Origin of the sequence: Brochothrix sp., assembly GCF_017549435.1 — a bacterium.
GTDB classification, from domain to species: domain Bacteria; phylum Bacillota; class Bacilli; order Lactobacillales; family Listeriaceae; genus Brochothrix; species Brochothrix thermosphacta.
Genome location: NZ_JAFYUW010000009.1, coordinates 17,368 through 32,805 on the forward strand (window position 1 = coordinate 17,368; position 15,438 = coordinate 32,805).

The window sequence follows — 15,438 nt, forward strand, 5'->3', positions numbered from 1 at the left end:
CAATGCTTTGTCACTGTTATCATTTTTTTCATAGACTTTTATTCTCTCAAAAAAAAGCTTATCACTCTTATAAAGAGTAATAAGCTTTTAAATCGAATGAAAATAACAATTAATATTTTAATTCTAACAACGTAGCCAAAATACTATTTTTACAGCATCCTTAGTATTTGTCTTTCAGCTCAAACTGTCGTATTAAGCTTTTCCACATTCTTGCTCAATTCTTAAGTCGTAACGACGTTGAATTTCAGCAGTAATCGGACCACGTTTACCATTACCGACAGGTTTTCCATCAATCTCAATAATTGGGGTTGCGTCATGTCCCGTGCTAGCAAGAATTGCTTCATCTGCTTGGAAAAGCTCATCAAGCATAAAGGCTTCTTCTTTTACAGGGATATTTGCATCAGCAATAGCATCCATAATCACCATACGTGTTATACCTGGTAATACGAGATTTGTTAATGGATGCGTTTTAACAACGCCATCTTTTACAATTAAGAGCGTAGAAGCTGAACATTCAGTAACAAGGCCATCACGGTGAAGAATCGCTTCTTCCGCACCAACTTTAGCTGCCTTTGTTTTTGCCATGCAGTTACCAATTAAGTTAAGCGTTTTAATGTCGCAACGTAACCAACGCACATCATCAGCTGTAACTGTTGATACACCTTCTTCTAACATCGCTAAATCACGTTTATAGATTTTTGTATGACCTGTTAAAACAGCTTCTACATTATCAGGAAAAGCATGATTACGAGGTTCTTGCACCCCACGAGTTAGTTGGAAATAGACGTGTCCGTCAACAACATTATTAGCTTTAATTAAATCATAGATTAATGTTGTTAATTTTTCACGATCATAAGGCATTACTAAATCCATTTTTTCTGCACTTGAATAAAAACGATCCATATGCTCTTTTTCAGTAAACAATTTACCATTTAAGACACGAATGACTTCATAAATGCCATCACCGAATTGATACCCACGATCTGAAATGCTAACATTTGCATCTGCAGAATTAATAATTTGATCCTTTACTAATACTTTCATCGCATTCACCCCTTAATTTAAATTGTTTTATTTTGCTAATTCGTAGATTGCTTCTGCATAAATAACAGAGGCTCTCACTAAATCTTCCCAAACTGAATATTCATTTTTTTGGTGCATTGTATCTGCTGCACCTGGGAATGCTGCACCAAAAGCAACTGCTTCTTTCAAATAACGGGCATATGTTCCGCCACCAATTGAAAGTAATTCTGATTTAGCACCTGTTTGTTTTTCATAAACTTTAGCTAAAGTACTCACCAAGAATGAATCACCATCTACATGTGAAGGTTTTTCATCTTCAAATAAAGTGATTTTCCCATTAAATGCCAACGCTTTTTCAGCGATAGTATTTTTAGCTTCGGTCATATCAAATGTGTAAGGGTAACGGAAGTTAAGGCCAAATTTACCACCATCTTTGTTAAATGATAATAAACCAACATTCATTGTAAGATCCCCTGATTCATCCTCTGCTGCGATACCAAAGTGCTCAGCACGAGAATCTTCATACAAGTATTTCATTGCAAACGAAACAAAATCGTTAGCAGAACCTGCAATGTCATAGCCAGAAAGGAATTCGAGTAACGCTAAACCAGCATTAACACCGTTACGTGGTTCCATTGCGTGTGCTGATTTACCAATTACTTGGATTTTCACAGTATCGTTTTCAGCGACAATGTTACCTTCAACGTTGTTATCTTCAATATATTTATTGAATGAAGCAACCATTGCAGCTGTATCACCCACTTTATTTAATGTTGCTTTTGCATCTGCAGCTACCATGTTATAACGTTCACCTGAAATAAATTCAGCTAATTCAAACTCACATTTTTCAGCAAGCACTTTATTTTCAAATGAAACATCAACAGATGAAATACCTTTTTCCGTGTTAATAATTGGAAATTCTGCATCAGGAGCAAATGCAATTGTTGGCATTTCTTCTTTTTCCAAGTATGTTTTTAGGCAGCTCATACCGCTTTCTTCATCAGAACCGATAAATAAACGAATACGTTTTGAAACGGGTAATCCTAATTCTTTAATAATTTTCATACCGTAATAAGCAGCAATTGTTGGACCTTTATCATCACTTACACCACGTGCAAATAACTTACCGTCGCGCATTTCTGGTTCATAAGGTGCTGAATCCCAACCGTCACCTTCAGGGACAACATCAACGTGTCCAAGAATACCCACGATTTCTTCGCCTTGACCAAACTCAATATGTCCGGCAACATCTTCAACTACTTTTGTTTCAAAACCATCTTTTTGACCCATTGCCATCATGAAATCCAAAGCTTCTTTTGGACCAGGGCCGAATGGTGCACCAGCAACTGCTTTCGCATCGTCACGTACACTACGGATACGTAAAAGGTCTTTTAAGTCTTCCAACATTGCATCTTGTCGAGACTCTACCTCGTGTTTCCAATTAACGTTTGTCATTTCTATCTCCCCATTCTTTATACATTCATCAATATTATTGATACTCCTCCATTTTACACGTTTTCAGATGATTAATCTAATTTTTTTAACATCTCTACCCTTATCAATTTTAATTAGCGGAAATAGCATTATACTAGTAGTGAGACTACTTATAAAAAGGAGGATAATCCTATGACTACAATTAGCTTAGATAATATTCAACCCCTTATTCCTGAACGTCTTTCCAATTCCTATAAAGGCAGCTACGGCCAGATACTTATTATTGGTGGCTCAGAGCGATATGGTGGTGCTGCGATGATTGCCGCTGAAGCCTGTGTGAAAAGTGGGGCTGGTCTAACTACCGCAGCAGTTGCTCAAAATGTTCGTTCATCGTTACGTTCACGACTCCCCGAGTGTATGACCTTAGACTTCACAGATTTACCTGAGGTATTATATGCTGTAAAAAAAGCTGACACCGTATTAATTGGGCCAGGTTTAGGTCTAGATAATCATGCTAAAAAGGTGTTTGAAAAAGTATGTCACGTTATCCAACCTCATCAAACATTAATTTTAGATGCAGATGCCCTAACTTTATACAGTTTGATGGAACCCCAGATTAATACTAAAAAACGGATTATGACTCCTCATTTAGGCGAATGGCGTCGATTGGCCAAAAAGAGTTTAAAAGCAGAAACCGAAGAGACTTTATTAGCTGATCAAAAACGTTTAGAAACAATCCTTGTCATTAAAAGTTCACGCACCCGTGTCTACTTCGACAACACGGCTTATCGTTATACTGTTGGTAATCCTGCCCAAGCTACCGGGGGAATGGGGGATTGTTTAGCGGGTATCATTGCAGGGCTTTCAGGGCAACTCGCTTCACCGCTCGATGCTACTTTAGCAGGCGTCTTTATTCACAGTGCTATCGCTGATGATTTAGCAAAAAAACGTTATGTTGTTTTACCTACTGAAATAATAAACACTCTGCCTTTTTATCTCAAAAGTTTGAGCCTCAACTAATTTTCTTCAAAAAAATAGGCTGCTTGCCCTCTATTAAAAGAGAGCAAGTAGCCTATTAAGCGTTTATTATTGTGCAGAACGTTCAGCTGAAATAAGTGTATTTTCTAATAACATTGTAATTGTCATAGGTCCCACTCCTCCAGGCACTGGTGTGATAAAACCAGCAACTTCTTGGCAATCATCAAAATCAACATCACCACAAAGTTTATTATTTTCATCACGGTCCATTCCAACATCAATGACGATGGCACCTTGTTTAATGTGTTCTTTCTTAATAAATTTAGCAAGGCCCGTAGCAACTACTAATATATCAGCGCGCTTCGTAACACTTGGTAAATCTTTCGTCCGTGAATGAGCGATGGTCACTGTTGCATTTTCTTGCAATAATAATTGCGCGACTGGTTTCCCAACAATATTACTACGCCCCACAATGACAGCTTCTTTACCTTCAATTGATTCACCAGTAGATTTAATCAAACGAATGATTCCTGCTGGTGTACATGGCACAAAGGCCTCTTTACCAATAGATAAATTACCGACATTAATCGGGTGAAAACCATCCACATCTTTAGTTGGATCAATCGCGTCAAGCACTAAATCAGAATCAATTCCAGTTGGTAACGGTAGCTGCACCAATATACCGTGCACCGTTTCATCCTGATTTAATTTTTCGACAACAGCAAGTAAATCAGCTTGCGTCACTGTTGCATCAAGGCGAATAACTTCAGAATTCATCCCTGCATCAGCTGTGCGCTTTTCCTTATTGCGAACATAGACTTGCGACGCTTGATCCTCACCTACTAAAACAACTGTTAAACCTGGTGTAATACCTGTTTTTTCTTTGAATTCTGCAACGCGTTTGGTAATTGATACTTGTGTTTCTGCTGCAATTTGTTTTCCATTGATGATGTGACTCATTGTTTGCCCTCCACTCAATTCGGTTAATTGTATTCGTATCATTCTTTATCAAACACTAACACACGCTTTTTTTATTAAATTGTTTCAGCGATGTTAGAAATAACACCGTTAACAAATTTACGTGATTGATCATCACCAAATAAACGTGATAAATCAACTGCTTCGTTGATTACAACACTCTTAGGTGTTTCTTTGTCGAACATCAATTCATATGTCGCAATACGTAAAATAACAAGATCTACTTTGTTAATTCGCTCAATACGCCATTTCACTAAATGTTCTTTAATTTTTTCATCAAGCTCTGCTTCTTTGGCTAAAGTCCCTTTGACGATTCCCATTAGGTATTCGTCTGGCTCAGAGATTACATTGTTTACAGCCACTTCGACAGTTAAAGCCTCATCAAAATTAAATTGGAATAAGATTTGAACTGCTTTCTCTCGTGCTTCACGTCTTTTCATAGCTTCTACTTTTCTCCTCTATTTGCACAGCATCTGCGATTAATGACCGATGTCATGCTTGGCAATTTGCACATCAATTACATGAACATTGACTTCTCTTATATCAAGATTAGTCATTGTAAATATTGTTGATTGAACATTTTCTTGTACTTTTTCAGCAACAAGTGGCAATGCTTTTCCATACGCAACGGTAATATAAACATCAACAACGATTGCATCGTTTATCATATCTATTTTAACACCTTTTGTATAATTTACACGACCAAATTTTTCTGCAAGGGCATTGTAGAACGTGCCATGCATCTCAACGACACCATCAACATCACTAGCAGCAATACCTGCAATCACACCAAGAACTTCTGGTGCCACTTCAATTTGACCTAATTCTTTCGGCTGTGTTTGAGTACCTATCATTTGAATCACCTCCCGAATTATTACGCGTTATTATTCATTACATCATATGTTTCTAAAAATTTCGTGTTAAAATCGGCATCGATAAATTTTTCATGATTCAATACACGTTGATGGAAAGGAATCGTTGTTTTAACTCCTTCAATACTGAATTCAGCAAGCGCTCGTTTCATACGCGCAATTGCTTCTTCACGTGTATCACCATGAACAATGAGCTTAGCAACCATTGAATCATAGTAAGGTGGAATACGGTAACCAGGGTAAGCGGCTGAATCGACACGTACGCCGTAACCGCCTGGTGGTAAGTAGAAATTAATTAAGCCAGCTGAAGGCATAAAGTTGTTTGTTGGATCTTCTGCATTAATACGACATTCGATTGCCCAACCATTGCTCTTCAAATCTTCTTGTTTCACACTTAATGGGTTATTATTAGCGATTGAAATCATTTCTTTAATCAAATCAATGCCATAAACCATTTCAGTAACTGGATGTTCTACTTGGATACGCGTGTTCATTTCCATGAAGTAAAACTTGTTTTGATGATAATCAAAAATAAATTCGATTGTTCCTGCACCTGAATAATTTACAGCTTGGGCAGCTTTAACAGCAGCGTCACCCATTTCAGCACGTAAATCATCATTCAATGCTGGCGATGGACATTCTTCAATTAATTTTTGCATACGGCGTTGAACTGTACAATCACGTTCACCAACATAAACTGCATTCCCAAAGTTATCTGCCATTACTTGAATTTCTACATGACGGAAATCTTCAATGAATTTTTCAAGGTAAACACCTGGGTTACCAAAAGCAGCGGCAGCTTCTTTTTGTGTAATTGTTACACCTTCGATAAGCTCTTTCTCATCGCGTGCAACACGAATACCTTTACCGCCACCACCTGCAGTTGCTTTGATGATAACTGGGTAGCCAATACCTTCAGCAACTTCGCATGCGTTCTCGATACTTTCAACAATTCCCACAGAACCTGGAACGACTGGCACGCCAGCTGCACGCATTGTTTCACGCGCTTCATCTTTAGTACCCATTTGTGAAATAGCTTCTGGTGAGGGACCGATAAAGATCAGTTTACACTCGCGACAAATTTCAGCAAAATCAGGGTTCTCAGATAAGAAACCATAGCCTGGGTGAATCGCATCACAATCAGTAAGTTTTGCAACGCTGACAATGTTGCTTGTGTTTAAGTAACTTTCTGTAGATGGTGCTGGACCAACACAGTATGCTTCATCCGCTAATTGTACATGCAATGCATCTTGATCAGCAGTTGAATAAATCGCTACACTTTCAATACCTAATTCTTTACAGGCACGAATAATACGAACAGCGATTTCTCCACGGTTAGCAATTAAAACACGCTTAATCATTTTTTTCGTCCCCTTTAATCTTCTTTAATTTTAAATAACGGTTGATCAAATTCTACAAGCTGACCACTCTCAGCAAGAATTTCGACAACTTCACCACTAACATCTGATTTGATTTCATTAAATAATTTCATTGCTTCAATTATACAAACAACTTGGCCTTTTGATACACGATCGCCAACTTTTACAAAATCAGGTACATCTGGGCTTGAAGCGCTGTAGAATGTTCCTACCATTGGTGATTTAATTGCAGTTCCAGCTGTTTCTTGTGGTTGTGTAGCAACAGGTGCTGCTGGCGCTTCCACTGCTGGTGCTGTTTGTTGTACTTGTGGCGCTTGAACAATTGCAGCTGGGGCAGCTGTTACGAGTTGTTCTTCTTTTTTAAGTGATAATTCCCCTTGCTCTGTTTTGAATTTAAACTCTGTTAAGCTCGACTCATCAACTAACGAAATAATTTCTTTAATCTCTTTTAACGATAACATTATATGCACTCCCTTAATTTTGTTGTTTAGTTTACTACATAAAATAATGACATGATTGCAGACTGAAGACAAACGTCAAATGAAGTTGCTCCTACTTGTTTACTCGGTTTTTTCTACCCCAAATTCACACGTGGCCCCTGGCAATTCAACATTTCCATTCAGTCTTCCTAACTTATAGAAGCATTGCTCAAACATACATTTTATTCTCTATAAGTTCAATGACTTCTAATATACCATTAAAAATGTACATTCATCGATTAATTTTAGCACATTTTTACATATTATAAAATAAAAACTGCCCTTTATCTTTTAACTTAGATAAAGAACAGCCTGAATTTTGGTATTTAAAAGTGATGTTTATAAGATAATCAAATCTTTTGGTGAATGTGTTAAGACCTCAATACCATCCGTTTTGATAAGGATATCATCTTCAATACGCACGCCACCGATTCCCGGTAAATAAATACCTGGTTCATCTGTAATAATATTTCCCGCTTCTATCACATGCGGTGATTTTGCTGAAGCATTCGGTCCTTCATGAATTTCTAGTCCAATACCGTGACCTAACGAATGTCCAAAGGCTTCGCCGTATCCTGCTGCTGTAATTACATCACGTGCAATTTTATCAATCTCGATACCTGTTTGACCAGCACGAACTTGATCGATCACCGCTAAGTTTGCTTTAAGTGTTACATCATAGATTTCGCGTAACTTATCGCTTGGTTCACCAACCGCGATTGTACGTGTCATATCCGAAACATACCCATTGTAATAACAACCAAAATCAAGCGTAACAAAATCACCTGTTTCGATTATTTTATTCGATGCGACACCATGTGGCATTGCTGAACGATGTCCAGATGCTACGATTGTATCAAACGATGCACCTGTTGCACCTTGTCTCATCATATTAAACAATAACTCATTCGATACTTCTTGTTCAGTTACTCCTGGACGAATAAAATCTAAAATTGCACTAAACGCGTTATCACTAATAGCGATCGCTTGTTTAACGACTTCTATTTCAGCAGCATCTTTCACCATACGTAATGCTTCAAAAAGACCACTTACTGGTTCAAGATTAACTCCAAATGATTTCACTAATTCTTGTTTTAATGTCACAGTTACATAATCCGCTTCATAGTGTAGCGTTTTCAATTGATGCGTTTGTAAACATTTGTTAGCTTCTTCAAACATTGACGAATGATGCTCTACGACTGTAAATTCACTACATTCAGCAGTCGCCTGTTCAGTATAGCGGAAATCCGTAATAAAGTAAGCGGCCTCCTGAGTAATAATTGCAATACCAGTTGATCCAGTAAAACCTGTCGCATAGCGCAGATTATAAGGACTTGTCACAAGTACGGATTCAATCCCTTGTTCGTCCATTTTCTTGCGTATTTTCTCTATTCTTTGCATGATAACATCCCCTTTATCTTTAGATATATACTGCTTCAGTATACCATATTTTAGTCCTGTTAGAATATTCTAACAATACTTACTTTTTTATTAGATATCTGTTTCACTTTGTTATAGCATTAACTGTTTTTATGCTATACTAATAGTTATCTTTTACAGACAGAAAGGAAGCACAAACATGAGTGAATCTAAGAGTGTTTATGGGGGCCAGGCTGTCATCGAAGGTGTGATGTTTGGTACTGGAAAACACACAGTTACTGCCGTTCGTCACGCGGATGACAGTCTGAGTTATTACTATTTAGAAAGACAATCAAAACCATGGGCGCAAAAATTAAAAAAAGTGCCTCTTATCCGTGGAGTAATTGCTTTGTTAGAATCGACTAAAATCGGTGGACAACATTTAAATTATTCAGCGGAACAACAAGAAGAACCGGAAAAAGAACCAGAAAAGAAACGTTCAAAAATCATTGATACGAGCCTTTATATTGGTATTGCGATATTGGGAGTATTCACCTTCCTCTTCGCTAAATTCGCTTTAACCTTAATCCCTGTTTTTTTAGCAGGTCTTCTACAACCAATTTTCCCTGGACATGCCTTACAAGTTGTCTTAGAAAGTGTTTTCAAACTGATTTTATTGGTTACTTATTTGTTAGCAATTTCACAAACAAAGTTGATAAAAACAGTTTTTCAATATCATGGATCAGAACACAAGGTCATTAATTGTTATGAAAGTGGACAAGAACTCACGGTTGCTAATGTCCAAAAAGCAACGCGTCTACATTATCGCTGTGGTTCAAGTTTTATTTTATTTACAGTGATCATTGGCATGTTTGTTTATTTCTTCTTCCCAACCGATCCATTTTGGTTACGGATACTATCTCGTATTCTTTTAATTCCAGTTGTTATGGGAATTTCTTTCGAGGTATTGCAGGCAACAAATAAATGTCGTAATATTCCTGTTTTAAAGTACTTGGGGTATCCAGGTTTATGGTTACAGCTTCTAACGACAAAAGAACCCACAGATAAACAAGTTGAAGTTGCAATTGCTTCTTTCAAAGCACTACAAGAAATCGAACATACGCCATCTTTATTGGAAACAGATGCTCGTTTCGTGAAAGCGGATCCTTTATTAGCAGGAAAGATTGTCAGTAATTAGTATAATTTAAAAATAAACAGAAATATCTCTTTATTAACAACACAACTATCGCTATAATTAAGAGGTATTGAATTAACTAAGAAGAGGTGTCACTATTGAAATTCTTGATTACACTATTGGTGGTTATTGCCGCTATTGTTCTTTACCAACTCTATTTTGTTGTTCGCGCACGACGTATTGTTACGCGCTTAACAGAAGATGAATTCAAACAAGGGTATCGTAAAGCTCAATTAATTGATGTTCGTGAACAACGTGAATTTGACGCAGGACATATTCTAGGTGCTCGTAACATTCCTTTTTCACAATTCCGTCAACGTTCTAATGAACTTCGTACAGATTTACCAATCTACATTTATTGCCAAGGTTCTGCTCGTAGCAACCGTTTCGCTATCAAAATGGCGAAAAAAGGTGCAAAAGATATCTACCAACTTAAAGGTGGTTATCAAGGGTGGAAAGGTAAAACAAAAGCAAAATAAGGCAGTTATCACTTTATTTATTTAAAAAGACTATTTCCATCAAATGGGAATAGTCTTTTTTTGTTTTTTACATCTACTCATAATAAAAGTGAGACATCTCTTTTCCAATTCATTTCATCTTCGTACTCACTAAGATAGCTATTTTATCTCTCCTGAGATGAAAAATGCCCCCACTCTTGCATGATACACAAGAACGGGGGTTATGTTTATTCGATATTCTTAATGATAGGTTGCTTCCCACATCTTCTCACGTACTGCTGTTTCAGCATCAGTGATTGTGATGGTATTGAGTTTCTCTGAGACGGCTTGCTTCACAACAGCTGTTGCTACTGCTAACGATGCATGTTGTAAATCGGCTACTTTCGGCAATAGCGGTGCACCTACAACACTCGTATCAACTAAATTAGCTACGGCATTCGCTGCAGCACTAAGCATTCCCATTGTAATTCGTTCTGCCTGACAAACGACAGCTCCTAATCCTAACCCTGGATACAATAACGCATTGTTAGCTTGTCCAATTGTGTAAGTCACACCCTTGTAGTCAACAGGTGCAAACGGACTGCCTGTCACTACGAGGGCTTGTCCATTAGTCCACTTGATAATGTCTTCTGGTTTAGCTTCAGATAAGCGGGTTGGGTTTGATAACGGAATAATGGCGGGTTGTTCTGATACCTCAGCCATTGCTCTGACAACATCTTCTGTAAAGGCACCTGTAACACCTGATGCACCAATTAACATGGTGGGTTTAAGTTGTTTAATAACTGCGACTAAATCTGTCGTATCAAGGTCACCTAATTCTGAACGTTCATGTGCAAACTGTTTTTGCCCGTCTGTTAAATCCTCATGCTCAGTTGTCACAAGGCCAAAACGATCATAAATAAAGAGTTGCTGTTTAATCACGGCTTCATCTTGCCCACTTTGGCGTGACATTTCATCTAAGAGTTGTGTTGCGACACCAATCCCTGCTGTTCCACCACCAAAAATGAGAATGCGTTGTGATGGTAGTTTGATGTTTGCTGCTTTTGAGGCAGACACAGCGGCTGCTACAACCATAATTCCTGTGCCTTGTATATCGTCATTAAATGTTAAATAATCGTTGCGATATTTTTCTAAGATACGTGCCGCATTTTCACGACCAAAATCTTCCCAGTGCAACAATACATTCGGATAATTTGTTGTCATTGTTTGCACAATTGTTTCAATAAACGTATCAAAACGTTCGCCACGCACTCGCTCATGACGATTACCCAGATAAAACGGGTCATTAATTAATGTCTCGTTGTTTGTCCCAACATCCAATACGACAGGTAATACTTCAGCAGGGTTCACTTTTGCTGCCACTGTATAGACAGCTAGTTTACCAATGGCAATATTCACACCATTAATTCCCCAGTCTCCAATTCCAAGTACGCCTTCACCATCGGTAATGACAATCATTTTTATATGAGGGTTTTCAGTGGCACGCTGTTTTACAATTCGTTGAATTACGGACGTTGAATCGTTGATTGATAAAAATAACGCATCCTTTGGTGATGTGTAATCTTCATTGTATCGAATGACAGCATCGCCAATCGTAGGCGTGTAAATAACAGGTAACATTTCCGTGACATGTGCGCCAATTAAATGATAAAACAACACACGGTTTGTATCGTATAACCCCATTAAAAAGAGGTGTTGACTCATCGCATCCGCTTTCGCTAAAAATTGTTGATAGGCCTGTTCACTTTGTTGCTCAATTGTTTGAATGGCTGGTGGCAATAAACCTTCCAAACCGTATGCTTCACGTTCTGCTTTTGTAAAAGCTGTTCCTTTATTGGTCATGGCATTGTTTAATCGAGTTAACGCGTCCATAAGTCATCTCCTTTAGTCGAATACGGTTAGCTAAGGCTCCGCTTCTATTACAACTATATTATACCTCAAAACGAACGAAGCTTGAAGAACGAGTCTTCTATATTTACTTATCTAGCTGATATAATTCAGGACGACGATCTGCAAAAACAGGAATACGTCCCCGAGCTTCTGCTACCTGCTCTAAATCTAAGTTTGCACTTAAGAAACGTTCTTCGGCATCTGCTTCTGCAATAATCTCTCCCCAAGGGTTAACTATTAAAGAATGTCCAGCAAAAATATTTTCTGGATTGTTACCACAAACATTGATACCAACTACAAAACATTGATTTTCAATTGCGCGGGCTTGTAACAAGGTACGCCAATGATGCAGTCGAGGCTCTGGCCATTGTGCGGGCACATACAATACGTGCGCTCCTTTTAACGCATGATGTCTTTGCCACTCACTGAAGCGTAAATCGTAACAAATAGCGCTGCTTTGCTTAATGCCATCCAGTTCAAAAAGATGTTCCATTCTACCAGCGGTTAGATACTTATCTTCAGCCATCAAACCAAACAAATGTACCTTATCATACTGGCTCAATAATTTGCCTGTGCGATCATACACGTACGTTCGATTGTAAAATTCCCCCTCTTCTTTTACTGCAACTGAACCACCAATAATATTCACTTTTAACTGTTCTGCGAGTTTCGACAATAAGTATTGGGTTTCTTTGCCTTCTTCATCGGCAATTGTTGCTAATTCTGTTAAGGCATAACCAGTGTTCCACATTTCAGGTAATATTATCACATCAGTTCCAGTTTGAGCCGCAGTTTTTATTTTTGTAGCAACGTTTTTAAAATTGGTCTTTGGGTCTCCAAAAGCAACTGCCATCTGTATACACGTTATTTCCATCCGTTTTTCCCCCTCGATTTGTTCATTCTTTTATTATAACGCATTTTCCGATTATGCTATAGACAGAAAATTCCGATAGCTGTAAAATAGAACTCATTACAGTGAGAGAAAGGTGACCTTAATGAAATTATCCCAACGTATGAAAAAACTTCCACCGCAATTTTTTGCAACGCTTGTTCGTAATGTCAACTTAGCGAAAGCTGAAGGTCGCGATATTATTAATCTCGGTCAAGGAAATCCTGACCAACCAACGCCTCCCCATATCGTAGCAAAATTACAGGAAAGTGCCGCTTCACCTAAAAATCATGGTTACGGTCCTTTTTCTGGCCTGGATACATTCAAAGCTGCTGTCGCAACATTTTACCAGCGTGAATATAATGTAACACTAGATCCAACATCAGAAGTCGCAATTCTATTCGGTAGTAAAACAGGTTTAGTTGAATTGCCACTTTGTTTAATGGATCCTGGCGATGCCATGCTTTTACCTGACCCTGGTTATCCTGACTACCTTAGTGGTCCAGCTTTATTTGACACAGAAATCATTTCAATGCCTCTAGAAGAAAAAAATGACTTTTTACCCGATTACACAAGACTTAGTGAAGCTGATAAAAAACGTGCGGAGTGGCTTTACTTAAATTATCCTAACAATCCGACTGGCGCAATCGCAACACCGGCATTTTTTGCTGAAACAGTTGCTTTAGCGAAAACACACACGATTGGCGTACTTCATGATTTTGCCTATGGCGGGATTGGGTTTGATGGCGTAAAACCTCCTAGTTTTCTCGAAACACCTGGCGCTAAAGAGGTCGGGATAGAACTTTATACCTTATCTAAAACATATAATATGGCTGGTTGGCGTGTTGGGTTTGCAGTTGGAAATGCCACTGCAATCGAAGCAATCAACCTTGTACAAGATCATTTATTTGTCAGTCTCTTTCCTGCTATTCAAGAAGCAGCAATCGAAGCTTTATTGGGTGATCAGCAAAATGTGACGGATTTAGTCGCACGTTATGAAAAACGCCGCAATGCTTTAATAAGTGGTTGCCAAGCTATCGGTTGGGAGGTTGCGGCTCCTCAGGGTTCTTTTTTTGCTTGGTTACCTGTTCCAAACGGCTATACAAGCACTGACTTCACAGCGCTATTACTTAATGAAGCAGATGTTGCAGTAGCCGATGGTAGTGGTTTTGGTACATATGGCGAAGGTTATATTCGCGTGGGTTTATTAATTGATGAAAAACGTATCGCTGAAGCACTGACACGAATTGCAGCCTTACATTTATTCGATTAAATTATTTGAGTTTATTGCTTTTTTGCGTTTTAATTAATGTAAGTAGTGGATTAAAAAGGGGTTGATTAACATGCCATTACTCGCATTTGATGGCGAGTGTCTACTCTGCCATTCGTTTATCCGTGTCTTGTTACGGCTTGATCGCAAAGAAATATTTCAACTTACTTCTATCGATTCCGACTATTTTAAAGAACGTATAAAAAAACAGCCTGTTGATGTAACCATTGATAGCGTTATTCTGTTTAGCGATACTTCTGTCTACTATGAATCAACGGCTATTATCGAAACATTAAGACAGCTACCGTTCATCGGTCGATTGGCGCCATTAGGTTATCTTATTCCCAAAGGTATACGTGATAAGCTTTATCGATTGATTGCGAAACATCGTAAAAAAAAGACATTACCTCTCGTTTGTCCACTGGTTCCTTTAGAGTGGCGACATCGTATTAAATAAAAAAACCGTCCCTTTTCCAACACAATTGTGCGGATAAGAGACGGTTTTACTTATGTTTATTTAGCAGTATACAAACGCATATGTTCTTTCATACCCACTAACTTAATGGGTGCTTGATCTAATTTTTCATCGATACTGTAGTCAGAACCATCTGTCGGTAAAGTCGCTTTAAATAGTTCCTCATATTCTGGAATACTTAAGCGTTTACGTTGTGCCAGTTGTTCAGTATGCGCCGCTGTATATAATTGATTAGCGAAACCTTCAACGAGTGTCGCACTGAAAAATTCTGCAACAGCTCCTGATCCATAACTGAACAAGCCTAAACGTGAACCTTCTGTTAACGTTGTTTGATGTTCAAGGAGAGACATTAATCCAAGATAAAGTGAGCCCGTATAAATATTACCGATTTGTCGACTGTATTTTGTGCTTAATTGATAATAGTTTAACAGTTCCGCTTGTTTTTCTTCATCAACGGTAGTAATGATCGTATCCAATGCTTTTTTGCCCATTTTTGTATAAGGTAAATGGAAACATAATGCTTCAAAATCAGCAAGAGATAATCCTGTTTTTTCGGTGTAAGTTGCCCACATTTCCTCAAAGAAATGAACATACTGTTCAGTCGAATATTTGCCTTGAACAACAGCTGTTTCAGAGTAAAGAGGACGCCAAAAATCCATAATATCTTCTGTCATGTAGACATTGTCATTATTAAATGCTAAACAACGTGGATTAGCAGTGACTAACATCGCTACTGCCCCTGCGCCTTGCGTTGGTTCA

General features: G+C 38.2%; 16 protein-coding genes. 5 read left to right on the forward strand and 11 right to left on the reverse strand.

The genetic code is table 11. The features are described 5' to 3' along the window. Positions 1-192 precede the first annotated feature (192 nt). Together dat and pepV are read right to left on the reverse strand one after the other, a co-directional pair. Positions 193-1,044, reverse strand: a complete 852-nt coding sequence (gene dat, locus IKV95_RS00420) for a D-amino-acid transaminase (protein WP_069118743.1) — start codon at positions 1,042-1,044, stop codon at positions 193-195. Between the two features lie 27 nt (positions 1,045-1,071). Next, positions 1,072-2,478 carry a dipeptidase PepV gene (gene pepV, locus IKV95_RS00425; protein WP_069125263.1) on the reverse strand — a complete coding sequence of 469 codons (1,407 nt, stop codon included), beginning with the start codon at positions 2,476-2,478 and terminating at the stop codon, positions 1,072-1,074. Between the two features lie 171 nt (positions 2,479-2,649). On the opposite strand from pepV, the gene IKV95_RS00430 reads away from it, so the two are divergent. Beyond that, positions 2,650-3,477 (forward strand): NAD(P)H-hydrate dehydratase, encoded by an 828-nt coding sequence (locus IKV95_RS00430; RefSeq protein WP_069125262.1) that lies wholly within the window; start codon positions 2,650-2,652, stop codon positions 3,475-3,477. Between the two features lie 66 nt (positions 3,478-3,543). On the opposite strand, the gene folD is transcribed toward IKV95_RS00430, so the two are convergent. The 6 genes from folD to IKV95_RS00460 form a co-directional block, all read right to left on the reverse strand. Continuing rightward, complete coding sequence (gene folD, locus IKV95_RS00435; protein ID WP_029092246.1) at positions 3,544-4,395, reverse strand: bifunctional methylenetetrahydrofolate dehydrogenase/methenyltetrahydrofolate cyclohydrolase FolD; 852 nt, start codon at positions 4,393-4,395, stop codon at positions 3,544-3,546. A gap of 74 nt (positions 4,396-4,469) precedes the next feature. Next, the gene (nusB, locus tag IKV95_RS00440; RefSeq protein ID WP_029092247.1) at positions 4,470-4,853 is read right to left on the reverse strand and encodes a transcription antitermination factor NusB; all 384 of its coding nucleotides are present in this window, start codon (positions 4,851-4,853) and stop codon (positions 4,470-4,472) included. 39 nt (positions 4,854-4,892) lie between these two features. Next, positions 4,893-5,267, reverse strand: a complete 375-nt coding sequence (locus tag IKV95_RS00445; RefSeq protein WP_029092248.1) for an Asp23/Gls24 family envelope stress response protein — start codon at positions 5,265-5,267, stop codon at positions 4,893-4,895. 20 nt (positions 5,268-5,287) lie between these two features. Continuing rightward, positions 5,288-6,646, reverse strand: a complete 1,359-nt coding sequence (accC, locus tag IKV95_RS00450; RefSeq protein ID WP_287451290.1) for an acetyl-CoA carboxylase biotin carboxylase subunit — start codon at positions 6,644-6,646, stop codon at positions 5,288-5,290. 14 nt (positions 6,647-6,660) lie between these two features. Next, positions 6,661-7,125 (reverse strand): acetyl-CoA carboxylase biotin carboxyl carrier protein, encoded by a 465-nt coding sequence (gene accB, locus IKV95_RS00455; RefSeq protein ID WP_029092250.1) that lies wholly within the window; start codon positions 7,123-7,125, stop codon positions 6,661-6,663. A gap of 357 nt (positions 7,126-7,482) precedes the next feature. Further along, positions 7,483-8,544, reverse strand: a complete 1,062-nt coding sequence (locus tag IKV95_RS00460; RefSeq protein WP_036027606.1) for a M24 family metallopeptidase — start codon at positions 8,542-8,544, stop codon at positions 7,483-7,485. Positions 8,545-8,722: 178 nt separating this feature from the next. Here IKV95_RS00460 and IKV95_RS00465 point away from each other — a divergent pair, with 178 nt between their 5' ends. Both IKV95_RS00465 and IKV95_RS00470 read left to right on the forward strand, forming a co-directional pair. Then, positions 8,723-9,700, forward strand: coding sequence for a DUF1385 domain-containing protein (locus IKV95_RS00465; RefSeq protein ID WP_051536006.1), 978 nt, complete (start codon positions 8,723-8,725; stop codon positions 9,698-9,700). A 95-nt stretch (positions 9,701-9,795) separates the two neighbouring features. Beyond that, positions 9,796-10,176 (forward strand): rhodanese-like domain-containing protein, encoded by a 381-nt coding sequence (locus IKV95_RS00470; protein WP_227001961.1) that lies wholly within the window; start codon positions 9,796-9,798, stop codon positions 10,174-10,176. Between the two features lie 219 nt (positions 10,177-10,395). Here IKV95_RS00470 and IKV95_RS00475 read toward each other — a convergent pair whose 3' ends face one another. After that, positions 10,396-12,027 carry an NAD-dependent malic enzyme gene (locus tag IKV95_RS00475; protein ID WP_069134625.1) on the reverse strand — a complete coding sequence of 544 codons (1,632 nt, stop codon included), beginning with the start codon at positions 12,025-12,027 and terminating at the stop codon, positions 10,396-10,398. 103 nt (positions 12,028-12,130) lie between these two features. Then, complete coding sequence (locus IKV95_RS00480) at positions 12,131-12,919, reverse strand: carbon-nitrogen family hydrolase (RefSeq protein WP_069128703.1); 789 nt, start codon at positions 12,917-12,919, stop codon at positions 12,131-12,133. Between the two features lie 121 nt (positions 12,920-13,040). On the opposite strand from IKV95_RS00480, the gene IKV95_RS00485 reads away from it, so the two are divergent. Both IKV95_RS00485 and IKV95_RS00490 read left to right on the forward strand, forming a co-directional pair. Further along, positions 13,041-14,207: a pyridoxal phosphate-dependent aminotransferase gene (locus tag IKV95_RS00485; protein WP_287451291.1), complete on the forward strand. Its 1,167-nt coding sequence runs from the start codon at positions 13,041-13,043 to the stop codon at positions 14,205-14,207. Between the two features lie 70 nt (positions 14,208-14,277). Continuing rightward, positions 14,278-14,661 carry a thiol-disulfide oxidoreductase DCC family protein gene (locus tag IKV95_RS00490; protein ID WP_069125251.1) on the forward strand — a complete coding sequence of 128 codons (384 nt, stop codon included), beginning with the start codon at positions 14,278-14,280 and terminating at the stop codon, positions 14,659-14,661. Positions 14,662-14,717: 56 nt separating this feature from the next. Here IKV95_RS00490 and IKV95_RS00495 read toward each other — a convergent pair. Beyond that, positions 14,718-15,438: hydroxymethylglutaryl-CoA synthase family protein (locus IKV95_RS00495; RefSeq protein ID WP_287451292.1), on the reverse strand; the 721-nt coding region annotated here is incomplete at its 5' end.

Bases quoted from the DNA above. Each gene is read 5' to 3' on its own strand.
- dat (WP_069118743.1), bottom strand. From the start codon at position 1,044: ATGAAAGTATTAGTAAAGGATCAAATTATTAATTCTGCAGATGCAAAT.
- pepV (WP_069125263.1), bottom strand. From the start codon at position 2,478: ATGACAAACGTTAATTGGAAACACGAGGTAGAGTCTCGACAAGATGCA.
- IKV95_RS00430 (WP_069125262.1), top strand. From the start codon at position 2,650: ATGACTACAATTAGCTTAGATAATATTCAACCCCTTATTCCTGAACGT.
- folD (WP_029092246.1), bottom strand. From the start codon at position 4,395: ATGAGTCACATCATCAATGGAAAACAAATTGCAGCAGAAACACAAGTA.
- nusB (WP_029092247.1), bottom strand. From the start codon at position 4,853: ATGAAAAGACGTGAAGCACGAGAGAAAGCAGTTCAAATCTTATTCCAA.
- IKV95_RS00445 (WP_029092248.1), bottom strand. From the start codon at position 5,267: ATGATAGGTACTCAAACACAGCCGAAAGAATTAGGTCAAATTGAAGTG.
- accC (WP_287451290.1), bottom strand. From the start codon at position 6,646: ATGATTAAGCGTGTTTTAATTGCTAACCGTGGAGAAATCGCTGTTCGT.
- accB (WP_029092250.1), bottom strand. From the start codon at position 7,125: ATGTTATCGTTAAAAGAGATTAAAGAAATTATTTCGTTAGTTGATGAG.
- IKV95_RS00460 (WP_036027606.1), bottom strand. From the start codon at position 8,544: ATGCAAAGAATAGAGAAAATACGCAAGAAAATGGACGAACAAGGGATT.
- IKV95_RS00465 (WP_051536006.1), top strand. From the start codon at position 8,723: ATGAGTGAATCTAAGAGTGTTTATGGGGGCCAGGCTGTCATCGAAGGT.
- IKV95_RS00475 (WP_069134625.1), bottom strand. From the start codon at position 12,027: ATGGACGCGTTAACTCGATTAAACAATGCCATGACCAATAAAGGAACA.
- IKV95_RS00480 (WP_069128703.1), bottom strand. From the start codon at position 12,919: ATGGAAATAACGTGTATACAGATGGCAGTTGCTTTTGGAGACCCAAAG.
- IKV95_RS00485 (WP_287451291.1), top strand. From the start codon at position 13,041: ATGAAATTATCCCAACGTATGAAAAAACTTCCACCGCAATTTTTTGCA.
- IKV95_RS00490 (WP_069125251.1), top strand. From the start codon at position 14,278: ATGCCATTACTCGCATTTGATGGCGAGTGTCTACTCTGCCATTCGTTT.